The 21,484-nt window shown below is 71.8% G+C and carries 18 protein-coding genes and 2 tRNA genes; 7 read left to right on the top strand and 13 right to left on the bottom strand.

Translation table 11 applies throughout. The features are described from left to right. Positions 1-6 precede the first annotated feature (6 nt). A complete protein-coding gene (hisN, locus tag ACF1BH_RS01445) occupies positions 7-813 on the top strand; it encodes a histidinol-phosphatase (RefSeq protein WP_391640346.1) in 807 nt (268 codons plus the stop codon). Between the two features lie 135 nt (positions 814-948). Here hisN and ACF1BH_RS01450 read toward each other — a convergent pair whose 3' ends face one another. Next, entirely contained in the window at positions 949-2,412 is a 1,464-nt protein-coding gene (locus tag ACF1BH_RS01450; protein ID WP_391640347.1) for a catalase, read from the bottom strand. A gap of 157 nt (positions 2,413-2,569) precedes the next feature. Here ACF1BH_RS01450 and ACF1BH_RS01455 point away from each other — a divergent pair, with 157 nt between their 5' ends. Next, positions 2,570-2,989: a Fur family transcriptional regulator gene (locus tag ACF1BH_RS01455; protein ID WP_030280923.1), complete on the top strand. Its 420-nt coding sequence runs from the start codon at positions 2,570-2,572 to the stop codon at positions 2,987-2,989. A gap of 158 nt (positions 2,990-3,147) precedes the next feature. Here ACF1BH_RS01455 and ACF1BH_RS01460 read toward each other — a convergent pair. The 4 genes from ACF1BH_RS01460 to ACF1BH_RS01475 all read right to left on the bottom strand — a co-directional run bounded on the left by ACF1BH_RS01460 (position 3,148) and on the right by ACF1BH_RS01475 (position 8,426). After that, a tRNA-Met gene (locus ACF1BH_RS01460) sits at positions 3,148-3,221 on the bottom strand. Positions 3,222-3,311: 90 nt separating this feature from the next. Further along, positions 3,312-5,174, bottom strand: coding sequence for a tetratricopeptide repeat protein (locus tag ACF1BH_RS01465; RefSeq protein WP_391640348.1), 1,863 nt, complete (start codon positions 5,172-5,174; stop codon positions 3,312-3,314). Positions 5,175-5,410: 236 nt separating this feature from the next. Then, positions 5,411-5,484 (bottom strand) — tRNA-Met (locus ACF1BH_RS01470). Between the two features lie 116 nt (positions 5,485-5,600). After that, a complete protein-coding gene (locus ACF1BH_RS01475; protein ID WP_391640349.1) occupies positions 5,601-8,426 on the bottom strand; it encodes a UPF0182 family protein in 2,826 nt (941 codons plus the stop codon). Between the two features lie 214 nt (positions 8,427-8,640). On the opposite strand from ACF1BH_RS01475, the gene ACF1BH_RS01480 reads away from it, so the two are divergent. Further along, the gene (locus tag ACF1BH_RS01480) at positions 8,641-9,195 is read left to right on the top strand and encodes a PPA1309 family protein (protein WP_391640350.1); all 555 of its coding nucleotides are present in this window, start codon (positions 8,641-8,643) and stop codon (positions 9,193-9,195) included. 48 nt (positions 9,196-9,243) lie between these two features. On the opposite strand, the gene ACF1BH_RS01485 is transcribed toward ACF1BH_RS01480, so the two are convergent. The 4 genes from ACF1BH_RS01485 to ACF1BH_RS01500 form a co-directional block, all read right to left on the bottom strand. Continuing rightward, on the bottom strand, positions 9,244-10,335 hold the full coding sequence (locus ACF1BH_RS01485; RefSeq protein WP_391640351.1) for a PDZ domain-containing protein: 1,092 nt from the start codon (positions 10,333-10,335) through the stop codon (positions 9,244-9,246). A 120-nt stretch (positions 10,336-10,455) separates the two neighbouring features. Beyond that, complete coding sequence (locus ACF1BH_RS01490) at positions 10,456-10,629, bottom strand: hypothetical protein (protein ID WP_185993890.1); 174 nt, start codon at positions 10,627-10,629, stop codon at positions 10,456-10,458. A 180-nt stretch (positions 10,630-10,809) separates the two neighbouring features. Next, positions 10,810-11,289 (bottom strand): molybdenum cofactor biosynthesis protein MoaE, encoded by a 480-nt coding sequence (locus ACF1BH_RS01495; protein WP_391640352.1) that lies wholly within the window; start codon positions 11,287-11,289, stop codon positions 10,810-10,812. A gap of 117 nt (positions 11,290-11,406) precedes the next feature. Further along, entirely contained in the window at positions 11,407-12,558 is a 1,152-nt protein-coding gene (locus ACF1BH_RS01500) for an SDR family oxidoreductase (protein ID WP_391640353.1), read from the bottom strand. 190 nt (positions 12,559-12,748) lie between these two features. Between ACF1BH_RS01500 and ACF1BH_RS01505 the strand changes: the two genes are divergently transcribed. Both ACF1BH_RS01505 and ACF1BH_RS01510 read left to right on the top strand, forming a co-directional pair. Beyond that, positions 12,749-14,227: a zinc-dependent metalloprotease gene (locus ACF1BH_RS01505; RefSeq protein ID WP_391640354.1), complete on the top strand. Its 1,479-nt coding sequence runs from the start codon at positions 12,749-12,751 to the stop codon at positions 14,225-14,227. Next, positions 14,224-14,754 carry an NUDIX hydrolase gene (locus ACF1BH_RS01510; protein ID WP_391640355.1) on the top strand — a complete coding sequence of 177 codons (531 nt, stop codon included), beginning with the start codon at positions 14,224-14,226 and terminating at the stop codon, positions 14,752-14,754. The genes ACF1BH_RS01505 and ACF1BH_RS01510 overlap by 4 nt, the downstream gene beginning before the upstream one ends. Positions 14,755-14,811: 57 nt before the next feature. Here the strand turns inward: ACF1BH_RS01510 and ACF1BH_RS01515 are convergent, their stop codons facing one another. The 4 genes from ACF1BH_RS01515 to ACF1BH_RS01530 form a co-directional block, all read right to left on the bottom strand. Then, on the bottom strand, positions 14,812-15,570 hold the full coding sequence (locus ACF1BH_RS01515; RefSeq protein WP_391640356.1) for an AIM24 family protein: 759 nt from the start codon (positions 15,568-15,570) through the stop codon (positions 14,812-14,814). Positions 15,571-15,586: 16 nt separating this feature from the next. Then, positions 15,587-16,270 (bottom strand): AIM24 family protein, encoded by a 684-nt coding sequence (locus ACF1BH_RS01520; protein ID WP_391640357.1) that lies wholly within the window; start codon positions 16,268-16,270, stop codon positions 15,587-15,589. Between the two features lie 14 nt (positions 16,271-16,284). Continuing rightward, positions 16,285-17,997: a TerD family protein gene (locus ACF1BH_RS01525; protein WP_391640358.1), complete on the bottom strand. Its 1,713-nt coding sequence runs from the start codon at positions 17,995-17,997 to the stop codon at positions 16,285-16,287. 106 nt (positions 17,998-18,103) lie between these two features. Continuing rightward, positions 18,104-18,688 (bottom strand): M48 family metallopeptidase, encoded by a 585-nt coding sequence (locus ACF1BH_RS01530; RefSeq protein ID WP_391640359.1) that lies wholly within the window; start codon positions 18,686-18,688, stop codon positions 18,104-18,106. Positions 18,689-18,892: 204 nt separating this feature from the next. Between ACF1BH_RS01530 and ACF1BH_RS01535 the strand changes: the two genes are divergently transcribed. Then, the gene (locus ACF1BH_RS01535) at positions 18,893-20,029 is read left to right on the top strand and encodes a ThiF family adenylyltransferase (protein ID WP_391640360.1); all 1,137 of its coding nucleotides are present in this window, start codon (positions 18,893-18,895) and stop codon (positions 20,027-20,029) included. Between the two features lie 34 nt (positions 20,030-20,063). Further along, positions 20,064-21,473: an ABC1 kinase family protein gene (locus ACF1BH_RS01540; RefSeq protein ID WP_391640361.1), complete on the top strand. Its 1,410-nt coding sequence runs from the start codon at positions 20,064-20,066 to the stop codon at positions 21,471-21,473. The last annotated feature ends 11 nt before the right edge of the window (positions 21,474-21,484 follow it).

A 21,484-nucleotide genomic window follows, 5' to 3' on the forward strand; every position in this document is an offset into this window, starting at 1 on the left:
TCGTACATGCCCGACTATCACGATGATCTCCGTCTCGGACACGTCCTCGCGGACGCCGCGGACGCCGCCACCATGGAACGGTTCAAGGCGCTCGACCTCAAGGTGGAGACCAAACCGGACATGACGCCGGTCAGCGAGGCGGACAAGGCCGCCGAGGAGCTGATCCGCGGTCATCTCCAGCGGGCCCGGCCGCGTGACTCCGTCCTCGGCGAGGAGTTCGGCTCCTCCGAGGGCACCGGCCCGCGCCGCTGGATCATCGATCCGATCGACGGCACCAAGAACTACGTGCGCGGCGTCCCGGTCTGGGCCACCCTGATCGCGCTGATGGAGCGGGGCAAGGACGGCGACCGCCCGGTCGTCGGCATCGTCTCCGCCCCGGCGCTGGGCCGTCGCTGGTGGGCGGCCGAGGGGCTGGGCGCCTTCACCGGCCGCAGCCTGACCTCCGCCAGCCGGCTGCGGGTCTCCGAGGTCGGCAGCATCCGGGACGCCTCGTTCGCGTACTCCTCGTTGACCGGCTGGGAGGAGCGGGACAAGCTCCCCGGCTTCCTCGACCTGAGCCGCGACTGCTGGCGGACGCGCGCGTACGGCGACTTCTGGCCGTACATGATGGTCGCCGAGGGCTCGGTGGACATCTGCGCGGAGCCGGAGCTGTCGCTGTGGGACATGGCGGCGTGCGCCGTCGTGGTGCAGGAGGCCGGCGGCCGCTTCACCGGCCTCGACGGCGTCCCGGGCCCGCACAGCGGCAACGCCGCGGCCTCCAACGGCCTGCTCCACGACGATCTGCTGGCGTACGTGGGCGACGCCCCCAACTGACCCCGCACCTGGCGCGCGACGCGCGAAGAGGCCGGAGCCCCATGGCATCCGGCCTCTTCGGCTGGTACGGCAAGCGGGTGGCCGCCCGCGACCGGACCGCCCCGAGGGAGACGGCCCGGCGCGCGGGGTGGCCGGTCAGCCGCGCAGGGCCTGGACCGCGGCGTCGAGCCGCTTGCCGTAGTCCGCGTCCGCCTTGCGGAAGTTGTCGATCGCGCGCTGGGCGATGTCGTCGCGGGACACCTTGGCGATGAAGCCCGCGAGGTTGTTCACCAGCCGCTCCTTCTCGTCCTCCGACATCAGGCGGTAGAGGTTGCCCGCCTGCACGAAGTCGTCGTCCTCGGCATGCGAGGGGGCCGCGCTCTCGCCGGTGGCGCCGGAGAGCTGGAAGGGCTCCCACAGCGGGCGGCCGGTCTGGGCGGGACCGCCGAAGCTGTTCGGCTCGTAGTTCTTCGCGCCCGCGTGACGGCCGTCGTACATCACGCCGTCCCGGCCGTGGGTGCGCGCCTCGGTGGCGTGCGGGCGGTTGACCGGCAGGTGGTCGGCGTTGATGCCGACGCGGTAGCGGTGCGCGTCGCCGTACGCGAAGAGACGGCCCTGGAGCATCTTGTCGGGCGAGGGGCCGATCCCCGGCACGAAGTGGTGCGGGGAGAAGACCGACTGCTCGACCTCGGCGAAGATGTTCTGCGGGTTGCGGTTCAGCTCCAGCTTGCCGATCTCGATGACCGGGTAGTCCGCGTGCGGCCACACCTTGGTGAGGTCGAACGGGTTGAAGCGGTAGTTCGCGGCCTCGGCGGCGGGCATGATCTGCACGCCGACCGTCCAGCTCGGGAAGTCGCCGCGCTCGATGGACTCCCGCAGGTCACGCTGGTGGCTGTCCGGGTCCCTACCGGCGACCTCGGCGGCCTCCTCGCTGGTGAGGTTCTTGATCCCCTGGTCGGTCTTGAAGTGGTACTTGACCCAGAAGACCTCGCCCGCCTCGTTGCTCCACTGGAAGGTGTGCGAGCCGAAGCCGTCCATGTGGCGGTAGGACGCGGGGATGCCGCGGTCACCGAAGAGCCAGGTCACCTGGTGCGTCGCCTCGGGCGACAGGCCCCAGAAGTCCCAGACGTTGTCCGCCTCCTGCGAGCCGGTGTACGGGTCGCGCTTCTGGGTGTGGATGAAGTCGGGGAACTTGATGGCGTCCTTGATGAAGAACACCGGGGTGTTGTTGCCGACGAGGTCGTAGTTGCCGTCCTCGGTGTAGAACTTCAGCGCGAAGCCGCGCGGGTCACGCACCGCGTCGGCCGCACCGAGGTTGCCCGCGACGGTCGAGAAGCGCAGGAACGTCTCGGTCTGCTTGCCGACCTCGGAGAGGAACCTCGCGCGGGTGTACTTGGTGACATCCGCGGTGACGGTGAAGGTGCCGTACGCACCGGCGCCCCGGGCGTGGACGATGCGCTCCGGGATCCGCTCGCGGTTGAAGTGGGCGAGCTTCTCGATCAGGAGCTGGTCCTGGATCAGTCCGGGTCCACCCAGGCCGGCCGTCTCGCTGTTCTGGTTGTCCGCAACCGGAGCTCCGGACTCCGTGGTCAGCGGTCCCGTGGTGCTCTCTACCGACACGTGCGCCTCCTGAAGTCTGCTACCTGCCCTTGGCTTGCGCCGTCGCCGATCCTACATTGGACATTGTCTAAGTCAAGAAGACCCCGAAAGTCGTACCCGATCCGGTGATGGACGGCGCACTGTTACCCTGGGCGTATCTGACTGATAGGTGAATGGCATGAGTGACCTGCTGGAACGGCTTCGGGAACGCGGCTGGCGACTGACCGCACAGCGGCGCGTGGTCGCCGAGGTGCTGGACGGTGACCACGTCCACTACACCGCCGACGAGGTGCACGCCCGCGCGACCGAACGGCTCCCCGAGATCTCCCGCGCCACCGTCTACAACACCCTCGGCGAGCTGGTCTCGCTCGGCGAGGTGCTGGAGGTCAGCACGGACGGCCGCGCCAAGCGCTACGACCCCAACGCCCACCACGACCACCAGCACCTGGTGTGCTCGCGCTGCGGCACCATCCGGGACGTCCACCTCCACGGCGACCCGCTCTCCGCACTCCCCGAGCCCGAGCGGTTCGGCTTCCAGGTCTCCGAGGTGACGGTGACCTACCGGGGCCTGTGCCCCACCTGCGCCGCCACCTCCTGAAGCCGCGGACCCGCCCCGTCCGGGCCGCCCCGCCCCCTTGACCGGCTCGCACCCCACCGGGTGCGGGCCCGTTGCCGTGCCCGCGTCCGGCCTCCAGCGGCGTCCGTGCATACGACGAAGGCCCGGATTCTCGAAAGAATCCGGGCCTTCGTCTTCAGTAGCGGGGACAGGATTTGAACCTGCGACCTCTGGGTTATGAGCCCAGCGAGCTACCGAGCTGCTCCACCCCGCGTCGTTGTGCTGTTCACTCTAGACCCACGCCGACGACCAGCGCAAATCCGGTCCCCGGGAGCGGCACCGGACCGCCCCCGGGGAAAAGCCGTCAGGCGCTCAGCTCCTCCTGGAGCGCCTCCTGCAACCGGGCCGCCCGCTCGGCGACCTCCGGCGGCCCCAGCTCCACCGCGCGCGCACACCACGACCCGGCCTCGGCCAGGGCGCCGCGCCGCGCGGCCAGCAGCGCCAGCCGGAGCGCGGCCCGGCCGTGGCCGTCACGGGCCGCCCGCTGCCACCACAGGGCGGCCTCGGGCAGGCTGCCCTCGCGGGCCAGGAGCAGCCCGAGGTTGAAGGCGCCGTTACGGCTCCCGGCCTCGGCGGCCGCGCGGTACCAGCGGGCCGCCTCGACCGTCTCCCCCCGGGCCGCCGCGAACATCCCGACCCGGACCTGGGCCCGGCGGTGCCCCTGGGCTGCCGCCTTCTCGTACCAACGGGTCGACTCGGCGTCCGGCTTCCGCGCCTGCCCCGTGGGCCAGGGGTCGTCGGCCTTCGTGACCTCCGCGGACCGGCGGTCCAGCAGATCGGCGAGGCGGAACGCCGCCTCCGCGCTGCCGCCCTCCGCCGCGCAGCGCAGATGCGGCTCCGCGTCCTCGTCCGCACCCTCGCGCTGCTGGGCGATGGCGACCTGGAGCGCCGCCTCGGTGTGGCCGGCCGCGGCCGCCCGCTCGTACCAGATCCGGGCGGCGCGCTCGCTGCCCCGTCCGGCGAACAGGATGCCGAGGTTGAACGCCGCGTCCACGCTGCCGGCCTCTGCCGCCTTGGAGAACCACGGCTCGGCACCGGCCGCGTCGCCCCGCTGGAGCAGCAGGATGGCCAGCGCGTTGGCGGCCTCCCGGTGTCCGGCGTACGCGGCGCGGCGGTACCACTGCTCCCCGCGCCCGGCCCGGCCCTGCTCGGCGCAGAGCAGCCCGAGGTTGTAGGCGCCGTTGACGTCACCCGCGTCGAGCGCCGCGCGGTACCAGCGCTCCGCGGTCTGCAGCTCACCGCGGTCGGCGTGGAGCGCGCCCAGGGCGTTGGCGGCGTTGCCGTCGCCGTCCTGGGCGGCGCGGCGCCACCACTCGGCGGCGCTCTCGGTGTCTCCGGCGTCGCGCAGCAGGAAGGCCAGCGCGCAGGCGGCCTTCGGCTCGCCGTCCTTGGCGGCGGAGAGGTACCAGCGCCCCGCCTCCTGGACGTCGCCGCGCTCCTCCAGCAACGTGCCGAGCTGGAGCGCCGCGCGCCGGTGTCCGCGCGCGGCGGCCTGGCGGTACCACTGTTCGGCCTCGGCCTCCCGGCTGAGCTCGCCGTAGGCGGGCGTCGCGCGGCGGTCGGCGCCGCGCCCCTCCTCGATGAGCCGGGCGAGGCGGTAGGCCGCCTCCCGGTGCCCGCGCTCGGCCGCGGTGCGGAACCACCGCTCGGCGCCGATGTCCCCGCGGTGTTCGAGCAGGTCGGCAAGGGCGTACGCGCCCAGGCAGTGGCCCGATTCGGCGGACTGGCGCAGCCAGTACTCGGCTGCGGGCTCGTCCCCGCGCTCGCGGTGGTGGCGCCCGAGGGCGTGTGCGGCGGCGGCGGACCCGGCGACCGCGGCGATCCGCCACCAGCCCGCCGCCTCGTCCGTGTAGCCCCGCTGATGCAGCAGTACGCCGAGATTGTTCGCGGCCGCGCGGTCACCCGCGACGGTCGCGGAGCGCAGGTACGGCTCGGCGCCGTCGAGATCCCCGCGGCGCAGCAGCAGCGCGCCCAGTGCGCTCATGGCCGCGGTGTCGCCGGCCTCCGCGGCGCGGCGGTGACCGGATTCGGTCACGGCCTCCGACGCGTCGGTCGCCTCCGCGGCGTCCATTTCGTCCATCGGCAACTCGGATGTGCGCCCTTCATCAGGCGCATGCACAAACCGGTCCGTCTCCAACAACCTTGCCTTGTCCCCCATAAGAGCCATCGTCGCACCACCCGTAACCCTCGTACACCTGGTATACAGCACCCGGCGAGGTCACTTCAGCGGTTTGTCGACTTCCCGACACAACGACTTGCCAAACTCCAGCACACAGGTTCCCCACATCGGCTGTTCGACGGGGCTGTGCACAGGAAGAACGCGGCCGACCGGTCGGGTACCCGGTACGGCCGCGCTCATGACGAAGGCCCGGATTCTCGAAGAATCCGGGCCCTCGTCGTCAGTAGCGGGGACAGGATTTGAACCTGCGACCTCTGGGTTATGAGCCCAGCGAGCTACCGAGCTGCTCCACCCCGCGTCGTTGTGGTCTCAACCTACCACGGCACGGGGCGGGGTCCGCGCAGGCCCCGCCCCGGCTCACGGTGCCCGGTGGCCGCCGGGGAGTCCGGCGGCCGCCGCGGGCGGCCCGGGCGGTCAGCCGCCGGAGCCGCCGCCCTTCTTGTCCGCCTTCTTCTCGGCGGCCGCGGCGCGGTCCAGCGCCTCCTTGAGCTTCTTCTGGGCGTCGCCGTACGCACTCCAGTCGCCGTCGACCCGGGCCTTCTCGCCCGCCTCGTACGCCTTCTGCGCGTCGGTCAGCGCCTCCTGCACCGACTGGTCCGACGGCGGCCGGGTCGTCTCCCCGCCGGCCGGCGGTTCCTCGCCCGGTGCGGTGCTGCTCGGTGCCTTCTTGCCGAAGACGACGTCCAGCGCGTCCTTGAGGGAGTTCTCCAGGACGGGCTTGTTGTCGCCGTAGCTCACCAGCACCTTCTTCAGGAGCGGGTAGTTGGTGTTGGCGCCGCGCAGATAGACCGGCTCGACGTAGAGCAGACCGCCGTCCAGCGGCACGGTCAGCAGGTTGCCGTACTCGATCTCCGAGTCACCGAACTTCTTGAGGATGTTCAGTTCGTTGGCGATCTGCGGATCGGAGTTGAACTTCGACTGCACCAGCTGCGGGCCCGGCACCGGCGTCTCCGACGGCAGCTTCAGAATTCTGATCTTGCCGTAGTCGCCGCTGGTGGCGTTCGCATCGACGGCCATGAACGCCCCGAGGTTGTCCCTCTTGTTGGGCGTGAACGTCGTCGTCAGTGAGAACGTCTGATCCTTCTGGTCCGGCATCTTCATGCTCAGGTAGTACGGCGGCACGGAGTTGCCCGACTTGTTGGTCGGATCGTTGGGGATCTGCCAGCGCTCGGAGCCGGTGTAGAAGGTGCCCGGGTCCGTGACGTGGTACGTCGTCAGCAGCTGCCGCTGGACCTTGAAGAGGTCCTGCGGGTAGCGCAGATGCTCCATCAGCTGCGGGCTGATCTTGCTACGCGGCTCGACCGTGCCCGGGAAGGACTTCATCCAGGTCTTGAGGACCGGGTCCGCCTTGTCCCACTGGTAGAGCTTGACGCTGCCGTCGTAGGCGTCGACGGTCGCCTTCACGGAGTTGCGGATGTAGTTGACCTGGTTCTGCTGGGCCATCACCGCCCGCTGTCCGTTGGTCAGCGAATCGGCGGTGGTGTCGCCGAGCGTGGTCCGCGAGGCGTACGGATAGCCGTTGCTCGTGGTGTACGCGTCGACGATCCACTGGACCCGGCCGTTGATGACCGCCGGGTAGGCGTCGCCGTCGATGGTCAGCCACGGCGCGACCGCTTCGACGCGCTCCTTGGGCGTGCGGTTGTAGAGGATCTTCGAACCGTCGCCGATCGCCCCGGAGTAGAGGATCTGCGGCTCACCGAACGCCACCGCGTAGGCGGCGCGGTTGACCGGGTTGGAGAGGCTGACGCCGCTCTTGCCCTGGTAGGTGTAGCTCTTCTCGCCGCTGTCGTCGGAGTAGTCCAGCTCCTTCTGCGGACCGCCGACGATGGAGTACTGCGTGGTCTTCTCGCCGTAGTAGATCCGCTGCTCGTACTCCGGCAGCTTGCCCTTGGACGGCAGGTCGGACTCGGTGTACTTCGGGCCGCCGCCCTCGGAGGTCTCGGTGCCCTTCGCCGCCACCGCGCCGTAGCCGTGGGTGTACTTGAAGTGGTCGTTGATCCAGTTGCGCTCGGGGATACCGGCGATGTTCAGCTCGCGCAGACCGATGACGGTGTCCTGCTCGACGCCGTCCTTGTCCTTGTAGCGGTCGACGTCGAGGGTCGAGGGGAACTGGTAGTAGCCGCGCACCTGCTGCTGTTGCTGGAACGCCGGGGAGACGACGTTCGGGTCGAGCAGGCGCATGCTGGCGGTGGTGTCGGCGTTGTCCCGGAGCTTCTGACTCTCGGCCTTGCTGCCGGGCTGGTAGTCGCCCTTGTAGCCGGTGACCTTCGAGTCCTGGATGTCGTACGCGTCCCGCGTCGCCTTGATGTTCTGCTTGATGTACGGCGCTTCCTTGGCCTGCTCGTTCGGCTGGACCTGGAACTTCTGCACGATCGCCGGGTAGAGCCCGCCGATCAGCACCGCCGAGAGGACCATCAGGCCGAAGCCGATGACCGGCAGCTGCCAGGTGCGGCGCCACAGGGTCGCGAAGAACAGCACCGCGCAGATCGCCGCGATGAAGAACAGGATCGTCTTCGCCGGGAGGTAGGCGTTGGCGTCGACGTACCGCAGGCCCGTCCAGCCGTCGGCGGAGCGCAGCCCGCTCGACTTCACGGCGAGGCCGTAGCGGTCGAGCCAGTACGCGACGGCCTTGAGCGAGACGAAGAGGCCCAGCAGCACCGACAGATGGCCGGTGGCCGCGGCGGTCGCGCGCGAGCCGGGGCTGGTGAGCCGCAGGCCGCCGTAGAGGTAGTGGGTGAGCGCGGCGGCGACCAGGCAGAGCACCGCGGCGGCGAAGCCGAAGCTCAGCAGGAAGCGGTACCAGGGCAGGTCGAAGGCGTAGAACGCGACGTCCTTGCCGAACTGCGGGTCCTTCTGGCCGAACGGCACGCCGTTGATCCACTGGAGCCAGGTGCGCCACTCACCGGACGCGGAGGCGCCGGCGACCAGCCCGACGACCGTGGAGATCGCCAGCAGCACCCACTTCTTGAAGGGCGCCAGGCTCATGCGGTAGCGGTCCAGGCTCTGCTGCTCCATGGACATCGCGCTGAGCGGCGGCCGCAGGCGGTGGGCCAGCCAGATGTTGACGCCGACGACCACGGCCATCAGCACGCCGAAGACGGCGAAGAGGCCGATCTTCGTCCACAGGGTCGTGGTGAAGACGGAGGCGTACTTCACCGAGCGGTACCAGAGCCAGTCGGTCCAGAACCCGGAGAACATCACAAAGAGCATGGCCAGGACGGCCAGTACGCCCACCGTCATGAAAAGGGTCCGGGCCCGCCGCGACGGCCGGCCGACTCTCATCCGTGGCCCGGAGGGGCCTCCGCCGCGGTCCGGCATCTGGAAAGCCAAGGTGCGCACCTCGAAGATCGCTGTCGTGTGGAACAGGCCCGGAGATAGTAGGACCCACTCCACCAACTTACGAAGGCTTTACCCGGTTCCCGATTTCCGGGCTTCACAGGGCACGATGTGAAACATGACGAACAACCCCGTGGACGGCACCCCCCTCGCCGCCTCTCCGCTGACCCGCGCGGTACTCGAGATCGACGAGTACAGCGCCGGGCTGGGCTGGGACCAGCCCGCCCGACTCTTCGCCCTCGTGGACTCCGCCAAGCTGCGGGAACAGGAGCCCGCGCTCGCCTCCCAGCTGGGCATCGACGACGACGCGGCCGCGTCGCTGACCCCCGTCGAGCAGGACGAGATCCCGGCCGGTGCCCCGCTCGACGAATTCCTCGCCACCATCGCCTGGCCCGACGCGGTCGCCGGCTGCGCGCTGACCGTGGAGCGGCTGATGCTGCCGCCGTCGGCCGAGGACTCGGTGCCCGCGGGGCTGGACGAGAAGCAGCTCGCCGCGTGGGTGGCCGAGCACTCGGACCGTCAGGAGGTCCGGATGACCGTGGCGGTGCTGCGGGACGGCTCCCGCGAGTCGGCGCTGCGGCTGCGCGAGAAGGACGCGACGTCCGAGGTGCTCACGGGCGCCTCGCTGGTGCCGGGCCTCGCGGACGCGCTGGCGGCGACGTTCGAGGCATGACCGGCGGCGTCCGGCGTACGGGGCGGCTCCCCGTACGCCGGACGCGCCTCAGTGGGATATGGAGCAGCTGGGCAGGCCCTGGGGGTGCCCGCTGCTGATCTTCTTCAGCGCCTGGACGGCGTCGCCTATGGTGTCGACCTTCACGAGGGTGAGGCCCTCGGGGGTGTCCTTCGCCGCGGAGGCGCAGTTGTCCTTCGGCGTGAGGAAGTACTCGGCGCCCTTGGCCCGCGCGCCGACCGTCTTCATCGAGATGCCGCCGATCGGGCCGACCTTGCCCTGGTCGTCGATGGTGCCGGTGCCGGCGATGAACTTGCCGCCGGTGAGGCTCTGCTTGCTGAGCTTGTCGACGATGCCGAGGGCGAACATCAGCCCGGCGCTGGGGCCGCCGACGTCGGCGAGCTTGACGTCGATGGTGAACGGGAAGATGTGGTCGACGCCCGCCTGGATACCGACCAGGGCACGGCCGCCCTCGGCCTTCACCGTGGGCACCGTGATGTCCTTGCGGCCGCCCTCGGGCCGCTGTCCCTTCTTCTCGGCGGCCGCCGCGTTCTTGGCGGGGATGACGGTGAAGACGACCTTCTCCCCCGGCTTGTGACGGGTGACGAGCTTGGTGACGTCGTCCTTCGCCTTCACCGGCGTACCGTCCACCGCCTTGATCACATCGCCGGCGTGCAGCAGTCCGTCGGCCGGCTTGCCCTTGAGCACGGAGGCGACGACGGTCTGCGTGGCGACGGGGATGTGGAGCTGCTCGAGCGCCGCGACCTTGGCGCTCTCCTGCGACTGGGAGAACTCCTCGGCGTTCTCCTGGTCGGCCTGCTCCGCGGTCTGCCCCTCGGGGTAGAGCGTCTTGTGCGGGACGACGGCGCTGTCGGGGTCGAGCCAGCCGTAGACCGCCTCCAGGAGATTCATGGAGTAGTCCGGGCCGGTGACGCGGACGGTGGTCATGTTGAGGTGACCGTCGGTCGGATACGTCTTGCGGCCGGAGATCTGCAGCACCGGCTTGCCCTCGTGTTCGCCGAGGGTGTTCACGGTGGGGCCCGGCGACATCTCGGAGTACGGCACGGGGATGAGCACCCCGGCGCAGAGCAGCGCGATCAGCATCAGTATCGAGGCGAGCAGCGTCGCGGTGCGGCGTGGCATGGAACGACAGTACGGGACGGGTATGACAACCGGCTCGCGGGGCCGTCCGTACGAGGCGGACGGCCGGTCCGGCGTCCGCCCGCCGCCCGGTGTGTTCCGGTTCGGCGGGCGGACGCCGGGTCAGACCAGATCGGATCCGGAGTGCTCGCGCTCCATCGCGGCCCGGAAGCGTTCGTATCCGGCCAGCTCCGCGATGTCGCCGCCGCTTCTGCGGTTGCGTTGTGCCCAGGTGCTCCACAGCATGGCGGCGAGCGCGGCGAGGACCGGAATCAACAGCCAGAGGAGCGCACCCATAGTGGCCTCCCGAAAGTGTCCCACCGCTATCGACGAATAAGCAGATTAACCTTCTGCCAGGTCAACGCTCACGCCCGGGGGCAGGTTACGCAACCGGAACCCACCCACCCGGTTGGCTCCGTGGCCGGGGGCCGACCGGGCGGCGCGGCGGGGCCGGGCGTGTGAGCGGGCGGCGTGTCGTCAGGCGCCGACCCACTCCTCGGTGCCGTCGGAGAAGGTCTGGTGCTTCCAGATCGGGACCGTCGCCTTGAGGTCGTCGATCAGCCGGCGGCAGGCGGCGAACGCCTCGGCGCGGTGCGGGCAGGAGACCGCGACGACCACGGCGAGGTCGCCGACGGCCAGATCGCCGACGCGGTGGACGGCGGCCAACGCGCGGACCGGGAAGTCGGCGGCGACCTTCTCGGCGACCTGCCGCAGCTCCGCCTCGGCCGTCGGATGCGCGGAGTAGCCCAGCGCGTCGACGTCGGTGCCGCCGTCGTGCGAGCGGACCGTGCCGACGAACAGCGCGGTACCGCCCGCCGCGGCGTCGCCGACGGCCGCGAACACCTCGTCGACGGAGAGCGGCGTCTCGCGGACCGCCAGCAGCCGGACGGGGTCGGCCGCGCCCCGCTCTCCGGGGTGGTCACGGCCTGGGGTCGGGGTGACGTGCGTGCCAGACATGCCGCCATCGTGCCCCACCGCACCCCGGAAGGGGAATGGCCGTTCCCCCTGGCCCGGGGCGCGCCGCCTGGAGGGTCCTCCAGGCGCGGCCCCGCCCGCCGCGCCCGGGGGTCCGCGTCAGATCCGGCGGCGGGCCTTGCGGGCGCGGCGCACCAGGGCGGCGGTGCCCAGGAGGGCGACGGTCGCGCCGGCGGCCCCCGCGGCGGTGGCGTCCTTGCGGCCCAGGCGGCGGCCGGCCACGGTGTGCCGCCCGGCGACCTCCTCCAGCAGCTCGGCGAGGACCTCCTCGTTGGTCCACCGGGGCCGCCAGCCCGCCTCGTGCAGCCGGCTGCCGCTGACCACCCAGGGGTGCATGGTGTACGCGAGGTCCCCGGCGGGTGAGGGGGTCAGCCCGATGCGGTGCAGCCGGGCCGCGGCGCCCAGGGCGACGGACGACGGCAGCTCCATGCGCCGGATACCGGACAGCTCCTCGACCTCTTCCTGGTCCAGCCAGCCGTCGCAGCCGACCGCCAGCTCGCCCTCGACCTTCTCCAGGGCGGCGTACTCCAGGGCGCTGACCAGGTCCTCGACGTGGCAGAACTGCCAGGCGGGGCGGGAGCCGGCGACGACCAGGAGGCGCGGCGACTCGAAGTACCGGGTCAGCGCGGTGTCGGTGCCGCCCACGAGGACGGCGGGCCGCACGACGGTGCAGTTCAGGCCGGGGTGGGCGCGGGGTGCCCGCTGGGCGAGGCGTTCGATCTCCAGGAGGTCGCCGACCCCGGTGGCGTCGGCGGTCGCCCGCAGCTCGGCGTCCTCGGCGAGCGGGATGTCGTTGTCGGGCAGTGCGCCGTAGACCATCGCGGAGGTGCACAGCACGACGCGGTGCACCCCCGCGGCGGCCGCGGCGGTGAGGACGGTCTGGGTGCCGCGGACGTTGTAGGCGGTGCGGGCGGCGGCGTCGGACTCCAGGTCGAGGTCGAGCGCGAGGTGGACGACGACGTCGGCGCCGTGCAGTTTCTCGGCGATGGCCGGGTCCCGGATGTCCAGGACGTGCCAGTGGGCCTCGGGGACGTCGCCGCGCCGCTCGTCGATGGCGATGACCTGCTTGACCTCGTCGGATGCGGCCAGGGCGCGGGTCAGCAGCGCGCCGACGCCGGTGGCGGCTCCGGTGACGGCGACGATGGGACGGCGGCCGGGCCGCGGGGCCGGTTCTTCGGTACCGCGTCCGGTCTGCGGGGTCGGGGCGTCAGCGTTTCGCGCTGCGCGAACGGTCGGATCTGGGGAACTCACCGGGCGTCTCCAGCGGTTGTCTTCAGTACGTATGCGTACCGCCGCGTACGTACAGGTGGCGTCCATCCTGCCGCAGGCGTCCCGAGAGCGGGCACCGAGCCCCGATGCTCGGAGGGTGTCTACGCTGGAGGGTGATGTCGGGCAGCCGCCGTCGGCCGAGGGCCGGCGGCCCTACGAGCCGAGGAAACCCGTGAGTGACACCCCATTCGGATTCGGCCTTCCGCCGGAGGAGCCGGAGGACGGCGACAACGGCAAGAAGAAGGGCGGCCAGGGAGGTAGCCAGGGCCCCGCGGACCCGTTCGGGTTCGGCAGCGGGAGCGGTGGCGCGGACAACCCGTTCGCGGCGCTCTTCGGCGGCATGGGCGGCCCGGAGGGCCAGATGAGCCCCGGCGACCTCGGCGCCGCCTTCCAGAAGCTGGGCCAGATGCTCTCGTACGAGGGCGGGCCGGTGAACTGGGAGATGGCCAAGGACATCGCGCGGCAGACGGTCGCGCAGGGCACCGAGGCCGGGGGCAAGGACGAGTCCGTCTCGCCCGGTGAGCGCACCGCGGTCGAGGAGGCGGTCCGCCTGGCCGATCTGTGGCTGGACGGTGTGACGTCGCTGCCGTCGGGCGCCGGGACGGTCGTGGCGTGGAGCCGGGCGGAGTGGGTCGAGGAGACCCTGCCGGTCTGGAAGGACCTGGTGAATCCGCTCGCGGAGCGCGTCGGGTCGGCGATGGGCGATGTGCTGCCCGGTGAGATGCAGGCGATGGCCGGTCCGCTGCTGGGCATGATGCGCTCCATGGGCGGCGCGATGTTCGGCACCCAGATCGGGCAGGCGCTGGGCGTCCTGGCGGGCGAGGTCGTCGGTTCGACGGACGTGGGCCTGCCGCTGGGCCCGGCCGGCAAGGCGGCGCTGCTGCCCAAGAACATCGCGACGTTCGGCTCCGGTCTCGGCGTGCCCGAGGAGGAGGTGCGGCTCTACCTGGCGCTGCGGGAGGCCGCCCATCAGCGGCTGTTCGCGCATGTGCCGTGGCTGCGCTCGCATCTGTTCGGGGCCGTGGAGGGGTACGCCCGCGGCATCAAGGTCGACACCTCGAAGCTGGAGGACGTCGTCGGCCAGATCGACCCGCAGCACCCCGAGGAGCTGCAGAACGCGCTGCAGTCCGGCATGTTCCAGCCGGAGGACACCCCGGAGCAGAAGGCTGCGCTGGCGCGGCTGGAGACGGCGTTGGCGCTGGTCGAGGGCTGGGTGGACGCGGTCGTCCACGCCGCCGCGGCGCCGCATCTGCCGTCGGCGGACGCGCTGCGGGAGACGCTGCGGCGGCGCCGGGCGACCGGTGGTCCGGCGGAGCAGACGTTCTCCACGCTGATCGGGCTGCAGCTGCGGCCGCGGCGGCTGCGGGACGCCTCCCGGCTGTGGGCGTCGCTGACGGACGCCCGGGGTCTGGAGGGGCGCGACGGTCTGTGGGCGCACCCGGACATGCTGCCGACCGGCGCCGATCTCGACGACCCGGACGGCTTCGTGCACCACGAGCAGATGGACTTCTCCGAGCTGGACAAGATGCTGGGTGACGCGGCGAGCGGCGGCAAGGAGCCGCGGAAGCCGCAGGCGGACGGCGGTTCCGGTGCGGACGGCGGGAGCGGCGGGAGCGGCGGGAGCGGTTCCCAGGGCGACGGTGACCGGTGAGTCTGCACGACGAGGCGGCGCGGGCGCTCAAGGAGTGGTCCGCGCCGTCGCCTGCCCAGGAAGAGCTGCGGCTTTCGTACCTGGAGCATCTGGCCGCGTACCCCGACGGCATGGGGAAGCCCTGCGCCGCGGGCCATCTGACGGCGAGCGCGCTGGTGGTCGACCCGGCGGGCGGGCGGGTGCTGCTGACGTTGCACCGCAAGCTGAAGATGTGGCTGCAGATGGGCGGCCACTGCGAGCCCGGGGACGCCACGTTGGCGGACGCGGCGCTGCGCGAGGCGCGTGAGGAGTCCGGTATCGCGCGGGGGCTGGAGCTGCTGCCCGGCGGTCCGGTGCGGCTGGATCGCCATCACACGCCGTGTGCCTGGCATCTGGATGTGCAGTTCGCGGCGGTGGCGCCCGAGGGCGCGGTGGAGCGGATCAGTGACGAGTCGCTGGATCTGCGGTGGTTCCGGTACGACGAGGTCGCCGCCGTGGCGGACGATTCGGTGGTGCGGCTGGTCGAGGGCGCGCGGGCGCTGTTGTAGCGGTCGGCCGGAGGGCCGGGCCCGGGTGGTGTTCCGTCCGGGCCCGGCCCTGCGGTGTCAGTTGGTGAAGATGTTGCCCTGGTTGTAGCCGCGGGCGCCCTGCTGGCCCATGCCGAACTGTGCGGCGAGGCCGGAGCCGATGACGGCGTTCTGCGGCGGAAGCAGTTCGCTGGGCTGGACCAGGGCGTATCCCTGGCCGAGGAAGCTCAGCTCCCAGCCCTCGCCGGTGCTGCCGCGGCGCCGCCAGACGCCGGAGGAGTGCGTCTGGGCCTGCATCTGGACCCGCAGCGACGCGGACCAGGCGACGACCGCATCGGCGTCGGCGTTGACGTAGGTCTCGGGGGTGACCGGCAGCATCAGCGGCTGGCCGGAGGTCATCAGGACGACCTTGCCCTGACCTGCGATGTTGAGCTGGTACTTGCCGGTGCCGGAGATGCCGTACCGGCTGTCGACGGAGACGGCGTCCCAGTGGAGCCCGGAGTCGAGCGCCAGGACGTAACTGCTGTCGACGGTCAGGCCCTGGTGGTCCACGTCGAGGATGTGGACGTACTGGGCGAGGTTGGCGAGGTAGACGGTGCCCTGGCCGGAGATGCGCATCAGGTCCAGGCCCTCGCCGGTGACGGCGCGGGCGTAGTGCTGGCCCTGGGTCTGGTAGTCACCCTCGAATTCGAGGAGTCCCTGGTAGGCGACCATGGAGCCCTTGCGGGCGAGGAGGTCCTCGTGTCCTTCGAGGGCGACGCGCAGCAGCTGGGAGTTCTGCAGGGCGTAGCGGTCCTGGGTCTGTGCCTCGGTGTGGGCGAAAAGCGGGCTCTGCATGTTTCTCGGTCCCCCTTCAGCCCCGGGCCCGGAGCCGGTCGGTGCTGTCCTCGCTGGGCTGGACGACGACGAAGCCCTGGCCGGAGAAGCCGAGCTGGTACGCCTCGCCGCTGCCGCGTCCGATCATCGAGGACGCCTTGAAGCTGCGCTTGCCCTTCATCTTCAGGTTGGTCGACCAGGCCACGAGGGCGTCGGGGTCGACGTACGTCTCGTCCTCACCGCGCCCGCAGTCGACGACGATGGGGGTGCCGCGGGAGGTGAGGGCGACCCAGCCGGTGCCGGATATGCCGACGTTGAACAGCCCCTGACCGGCGAACTTGGCCATGCCTTTGACGCGTTGGACGCCCCACTGGAGCTGGGCGTCGAGGGCGAGGAGGTTGGTGCCGCTGACGGACAGCGACTCGCCGTCGAGGTGGATGCAGACGACGTCGGCGCCGTAGTCGGCGAGGTAGAGGAGGCCGTCGCCGCTGCACTTCATCAGCGGGGCGCCTTCGCCGGTGATCCACTGAGAGGCCATCTGGCGGACGGCGGGTGGGTTGGGCTCGTACTGGATGAAGCCTTCGTAGGCGACCATCGATCCGGTGCGGGCGTAGACGTCGCGGCCGCTCTGCATGGCGATCTTGACCATGGCGCTGCCGTGGTTCTCCATGCGGGCGGCGGGCGGGGTCGGGGCGTAGCCCGACAGCTGCTGCTGGGTCATGGTGGCGGGCTCCCTCAGACCTCGTAGGGCTGGACGACGATGAAGTTGCCGGGCGCGCCGCGGAATTGGAGGTTCACGGACTCGCCGGAGTGGCCGGGGTAGGCGTGGCGGCGCATGCTCACCTGGCTGGAGACGATCACCTGCGCGGCGGCGGACCAGGCCACTACGGCGTTGGCGTCGGCGAAGGTGGTGGGGGTGACGGGCAGGACGACGGGGGTGCCGTGGGTCTTGATGACGACGGTGCCGGTGCCCTGGAACTGCAGGGTGAACAGGGCGCCTCCGGGTATGCCGTGGCCTTCGACGCGGCGTACCTCGTACTGGAGCGACTCGTCGAAGGCGAGGACACTGTCGGCGGAGACGCACAGGGCGTCGCCCTGGAGCTCGACGGGGTGGATGTGGGTGCTGTCCTCGGCGAAGAAGACCTGGCCCTGGCCGGTGCAGCGCATCAGCTGCATCTCCTGGCCGGTGGCGTTGCCGACGATGCGGCCGCGGAGACCCGCGCCCTTGTAGTTGAAGTCGACCTTGCCCTGGTAGAGCACCATGCTGCCCTGACGGGCGAGGACCGGCTGGCCGTCGACGCCGAGGTCGACGCGGACCAGTTTGCTGTTCTGGAGCGTCCAACGCTGCCCGGTGGGGGCTTCCTTGTACTTCTCCAGCACGACGCCGAGCCCGGGCCCGCCGCCCTGGGGCACGACCGGTGCCTGGCCGGGGTGCGGCACTCCGGGGGCCTGCCCGTACGGGGCGGGTGCCTGCGGCGGGAACTGTCCGGGCGGCGGTCCCTGGGGCGCGCCGTGGCCGGGTGCGGGCGCCCCGCCGTAGGGGGCGTGGCCGGGCGACGGTTGTCCGTACGGGGCCGGGTGCCCGCCGCCGGGGATGCCGGGGGCCGAGGGGGGCGGCACGGGGGCTGCGGGCGGCGTCATCGGGGCGCCGGGCGGGACGAGGGGTGCGGCCATGGTGGGCGCGCTGTGCATCTGGGCCGCGGCGGGCTGCGCCTGCTGGGGTGCGGCGGGCGGGGCGCCGTGGGGTGCGCCGGAGCCGGGGCCGGCGTGCTGCGGGGGCGCGGGCTGCTGCGGTGCGGGTGCCGGGGTCTGCGGTGCGGCGGGCGTGGCGGGTGCCGCGAAGGCCGGGGGCGGGCCCGCGGGCGGGGCGAAGGCGGGTGCGGCCGGTGCGGGCGCGGTGGGCTCGGGCGTCGCCTCCTCCTCGACGACCTCGCCGCCGAAGTTCTTGAGCAGCGCCTCCAGACCGCCGTCGAAGCCCTGGCCGACGGCGGCGAACCGCCAGACGTCCTTGAGGTAGAAGTCGCCGAGCATGACGGCGCGTTCGGTGCTGAACTCGGAGCCGTCGAAGGAGTAGCGGGCGACCTCTTCGCCGCCTGCGACGATGCGGAGGTAGCCGGGGCCGATCCCTGAGACCTGGCCGGCGCCGTCGAGGGCAGCGGTGAAGGACAGCTTCCGGATGTGTGACGGGATGCGGTCGAGCGTGACCCGGAACGACTGGGTGTCACCGGCCTGTTCGCCGAGCTGCTGGATGGCCTGCTCGGGCGAGGCGGGTTGGTTGAAGAAGATGAAGTACCGGTCGTCGGAGAGCCGTTCGTCGGCGTCCAGACCGAAACAGCTGATGTCGAAGGTGAGCCCCGGACCGCCGATCCGCACACCGACGTACAGGTCGGTCCCTGCCGTCAGATCACCGATCCTGGCCTTGTGGCCCCGCTGGAATTCCCTGGCCATGGGTAACGCCTGCCCCCCGCTCCGGCTGTGTGTTGGTACCGCGAGCCAGGCTAACCGCTGCCACCGACAGCGCGTGCTGCCGGGGCGTGACCGGAGCCCGCCGGGGTCAGTCGGCCGGTTCGGGAGGGTGCGGCAGCCGCTCGGCGGCGGCGACGCCTTCGAGGTAGCCGCGGGCCCGTTCGGTGCGCGGGTAGGCGTCGAGCAGCTGCCAGAACCGCGGGCCGTGGCCGGGCACCAGGAGGTGGGCGAGTTCGTGCAGCAGCACGTAGTCGACGACGTATTCCGGCATGCCCTGGAGCCTGTGGGAGAGGCGGATGGTGCCCTCGGCGGGGGTGCACGAGCCCCAGCGGCTGTTCTGGTTGGTGACCCAGCGCACCGACGCGGGCCGGGCCTTGCCGGCCAGGAACCGGGCGGACAGTTCGGTGGCCCGCTCGGTCAGCTCGGCGTCGCCGGGGCGTCGCCTGCCGTCCTTCGCGGCGAGCCGCTCCAGCATCACGGCGACCCAGCGTTCCTCCTCCGCCCGGGACATCCGGTCCGGTATCAGGACGACGGTACGGTCGCCCTCCCGGCGGGCGGAGACGGTGGTGCGCCGACGCGCGCTGCGCCGCACCTCGACGGGGCCGGGCGGGGCGGCGGGGGTGGAACCACGAGGGTCGGGGGTGGCGGGGCGCAGGGGAGACTCCTTCTCCACGGTGGACGGGTGGGCCGTGCCCGAGGCTACTCGCGGCCACCGACATCCGGCCCCGGCCCGTCCACAGCCCGGCGTATTCGTACGACCGCGCGGTACGGGCCTGTGGACAACTCGGGGGGTGTGGCGGCCGTCGGCGCATGCTGGTCCCCACTCCGCGGAGGACCGCGGACGGACCGGGGAACGGGGGCGGATGCGATGCGTCCGATGATCAAGCCGGCGCTGCGGCGCGGTTGGCGGGACAGGGCGACGGTGCAGTACGGCGTGGCGCCGGCGCATGCGGTGGTGGTGGGGCCCGTCGACATCGCGACGGGTTACTTCCTCGACATGATCGACGGCACGCGCACCCTGGACGAGTTGCTCGCCCAGGCCCCTGCGCTGGATCTGCCGCCCGCCCGCGCGCGGGGCGTGGTGGAGCGGCTGGGTGCCGCGGGGTTGCTGGAGGTGGCGTCCGGCGGTGGGCCGGGGGCCGACGCGGCCCGGGCGGACGGCGCGGCCTGTGCCCGGCTCCGGCCGGATCTGGCGTCGCTGTCGGTGCGGTATCCGGAGGCCACCGGCGCGTGGGGCCGGATGGGGGCGCGGCGGGCGGTCCGCGCGCGGGTGCGGGGCACGGGGCGGGTGGGGGCGGCCGTCGCCGCGTTGCTGTCCGCTTCGGGCATCGGCCGGGTGGAGGTGCTGGACGGCGGGAAGGTCGAGCCGTGGGACGTGCTGCCCGGCGGGTACCGCGCGGACCAGGTCGGAGAGCGGCGGGACGCGGCCGCGCGGCGGCTGGTGCGGGAGGCGTCGCCGTGGGGGCGCGTGCCGCGGCCGGTGGTCCCGGTGAGCGAGTCGGGTGAGCCGGGTTTGTCCTTGGTGGTTCTCACCCCGCGGGACGGCCTGGGCGCGTACGCCCCCGATCCGCTGCTGTCCGAGCCGCTGTTGACGGCCGGTATCCCTCATCTGTACGCGGGGGTGGTCGAGGGCACGGGTGTGGTGGGGCCGCTGGTGGTGCCGGGGCTGTCCGCGTGCACGGGCTGCGATGAGCTGCGGCGTACGGAGGCGGAGCCGTCGTGGCCGAGGCTGCTGGCCCAGTGGCGGTCGGCCCGGGGCTCCGCCGCGGTCCCGGCGTGTGACGCGTCACTGGCGACGGTGGTCGCGGGGCAGGCGGCGGCGCAGGCGTTGACCTTCCTCGACGGGACGTTGCCGCCGTGTACGGGCGCCCGGTGGGAGTTCACACCGGCGGGTGCGGGCATGCGCACCTCATCGATCGTGCCGCATCCGGAGTGCGGGTGCGGGGCCGCGCGGTCGGCGGCGCCCGACGAGGCATCGGATCCGCAGCGGCAGCACGCCACAATGACGGAGTAACCCCGCTTGGGGACAGTGTGAGTTGGAGGGGCGCATGTCTGATCTTCCCCGTAAGGCGGTCACCCGCACCGCCAAGCTGGCCGCGCTGCCCCTGGGGTTCGCCGGTCGCGCCACCTGGGGGCTGGGCAAGCGGATCGGTGGCCGGTCGGCCGAGATCGTCGGCCGCGAACTGCAGCAACGCACCGCCGAGCAGCTCTTCAAGGTGTTGGGCGAGTTGAAGGGCGGGGCCATGAAGTTCGGGCAGGCGCTGTCCGTCTTCGAGTCGGCGCTTCCGGAGGAGATCGCCGGCCCCTATCGCGCGGCGCTGACCAAACTCCAGGAGGCGGCGCCGCCGATGCCGACGAGCACCGTACACACCGTTCTCGCCGAACGGCTGGGCGAGGAGTGGCGGGAGCTGTTCCAGGAGTTCGAGGACAAGCCGTCGGCCGCCGCGTCGATCGGCCAGGTGCACCGGGCCGTGTGGCACGACGGCCGCCCCGTGGCGGTGAAGGTGCAGTACCCGGGCGCCGGTGCGGCGCTCTTGTCCGACCTCGCCCAACTGAGCCGCTTCGCCCGCATGCTGGGTCCGCTGATCCCCGGCATGGACGTCAAACCGCTGATCACCGAGTTGCGGAACCGGGTGACGGAGGAGCTGGACTACGCGCTGGAGGCGGAGGCACAGCAGGCGCACTCCGCGGAGTTCGACGGCGACGAGGACGTCCGGGTCCCCGCGGTGGTGCACCAGAGCGAGCAGATCCTGGTCACCGAGTGGCTGGACGGCATACCGCTGGCGGAGGTCATCGCCGACGGCACCCCGGAGCAGCGGGACCGTGCGGGACAGTTGCTGGCACGGTTCCTGTTCTCCGGCCCGGCGCGTACGGGCCTGCTCCACGCCGACCCGCATCCGGGCAATTTCCGGCTGCTGGCCGACGAGGGGCCGGTGAGCGGATGGCGGCTCGGCGTCCTGGACTTCGGGACGGTGGACCGGCTGCCCGAGGGTCTTCCCCCGACGATCGGCACCGCGCTGCGGATGGCGTTGGAGGGCCAGGCCGAAGTGGTCTACCAGCAGCTGTGCGACGAAGGGTTCGTGAAGGACTCCATCGAGCTGGACCCGGAGACGGTCCTGGAGTATCTGTTGCCGATCATCGAACCGGCGCAGGTCGAGGAGTTCACCTTCACCCGGGAATGGATGCGGCGTCAGGCCACCCGTATCGGCGACCCCCGCTCCCCCGCCCACCAACTGGGCAAACAGCTCAACCTCCCCCCGTCCTACCTGCTGATACACCGGGTGACACTGAGCACCATCGGAGTGCTGTGCCAGCTGGGGGCGGAGGTCAGGCTGCGCGACGAACTCACCGACTGGCTACCGGGCTTCGTCCCCCCGGCCGCGCTCACCGACGAGCCGGACGAGGAGGAGACGCGGGAGCCGGACGACCGGGTGGCGGCGGAGGAACCCATCGGCTGACACCGCCGCGC

Origin of the sequence: Streptomyces sp. NPDC014733 (assembly GCF_043083385.1) — a bacterium.
In the GTDB taxonomy this organism is placed as follows: domain Bacteria; phylum Actinomycetota; class Actinomycetes; order Streptomycetales; family Streptomycetaceae; genus Streptomyces.

Excerpts from the sequence above, each read along its gene's own strand:
- ACF1BH_RS01480 (WP_391640350.1), top strand. The coding sequence starts at position 8,641 with ATGACGAACAACCCCGTGGACGGCACCCCCCTCGCCGCCTCTCCGCTG.
- ACF1BH_RS01535 (WP_391640360.1), top strand. The coding sequence starts at position 18,893 with ATGATCAAGCCGGCGCTGCGGCGCGGTTGGCGGGACAGGGCGACGGTG.
- ACF1BH_RS01515 (WP_391640356.1), bottom strand. The coding sequence starts at position 15,570 with ATGCAGAGCCCGCTTTTCGCCCACACCGAGGCACAGACCCAGGACCGC.
- ACF1BH_RS01540 (WP_391640361.1), top strand. The coding sequence starts at position 20,064 with ATGTCTGATCTTCCCCGTAAGGCGGTCACCCGCACCGCCAAGCTGGCC.
- ACF1BH_RS01495 (WP_391640352.1), bottom strand. The coding sequence starts at position 11,289 with ATGTCTGGCACGCACGTCACCCCGACCCCAGGCCGTGACCACCCCGGA.
- ACF1BH_RS01475 (WP_391640349.1), bottom strand. The coding sequence starts at position 8,426 with ATGACGGTGGGCGTACTGGCCGTCCTGGCCATGCTCTTTGTGATGTTC.
- ACF1BH_RS01520 (WP_391640357.1), bottom strand. The coding sequence starts at position 16,270 with ATGACCCAGCAGCAGCTGTCGGGCTACGCCCCGACCCCGCCCGCCGCC.
- ACF1BH_RS01465 (WP_391640348.1), bottom strand. The coding sequence starts at position 5,174 with ATGGCTCTTATGGGGGACAAGGCAAGGTTGTTGGAGACGGACCGGTTT.
- ACF1BH_RS01485 (WP_391640351.1), bottom strand. The coding sequence starts at position 10,335 with ATGCCACGCCGCACCGCGACGCTGCTCGCCTCGATACTGATGCTGATC.
- hisN (WP_391640346.1), top strand. The coding sequence starts at position 7 with ATGCCCGACTATCACGATGATCTCCGTCTCGGACACGTCCTCGCGGAC.
- ACF1BH_RS01490 (WP_185993890.1), bottom strand. The coding sequence starts at position 10,629 with ATGGGTGCGCTCCTCTGGCTGTTGATTCCGGTCCTCGCCGCGCTCGCC.
- ACF1BH_RS01455 (WP_030280923.1), top strand. The coding sequence starts at position 2,570 with ATGAGTGACCTGCTGGAACGGCTTCGGGAACGCGGCTGGCGACTGACC.
- ACF1BH_RS01525 (WP_391640358.1), bottom strand. The coding sequence starts at position 17,997 with ATGGCCAGGGAATTCCAGCGGGGCCACAAGGCCAGGATCGGTGATCTG.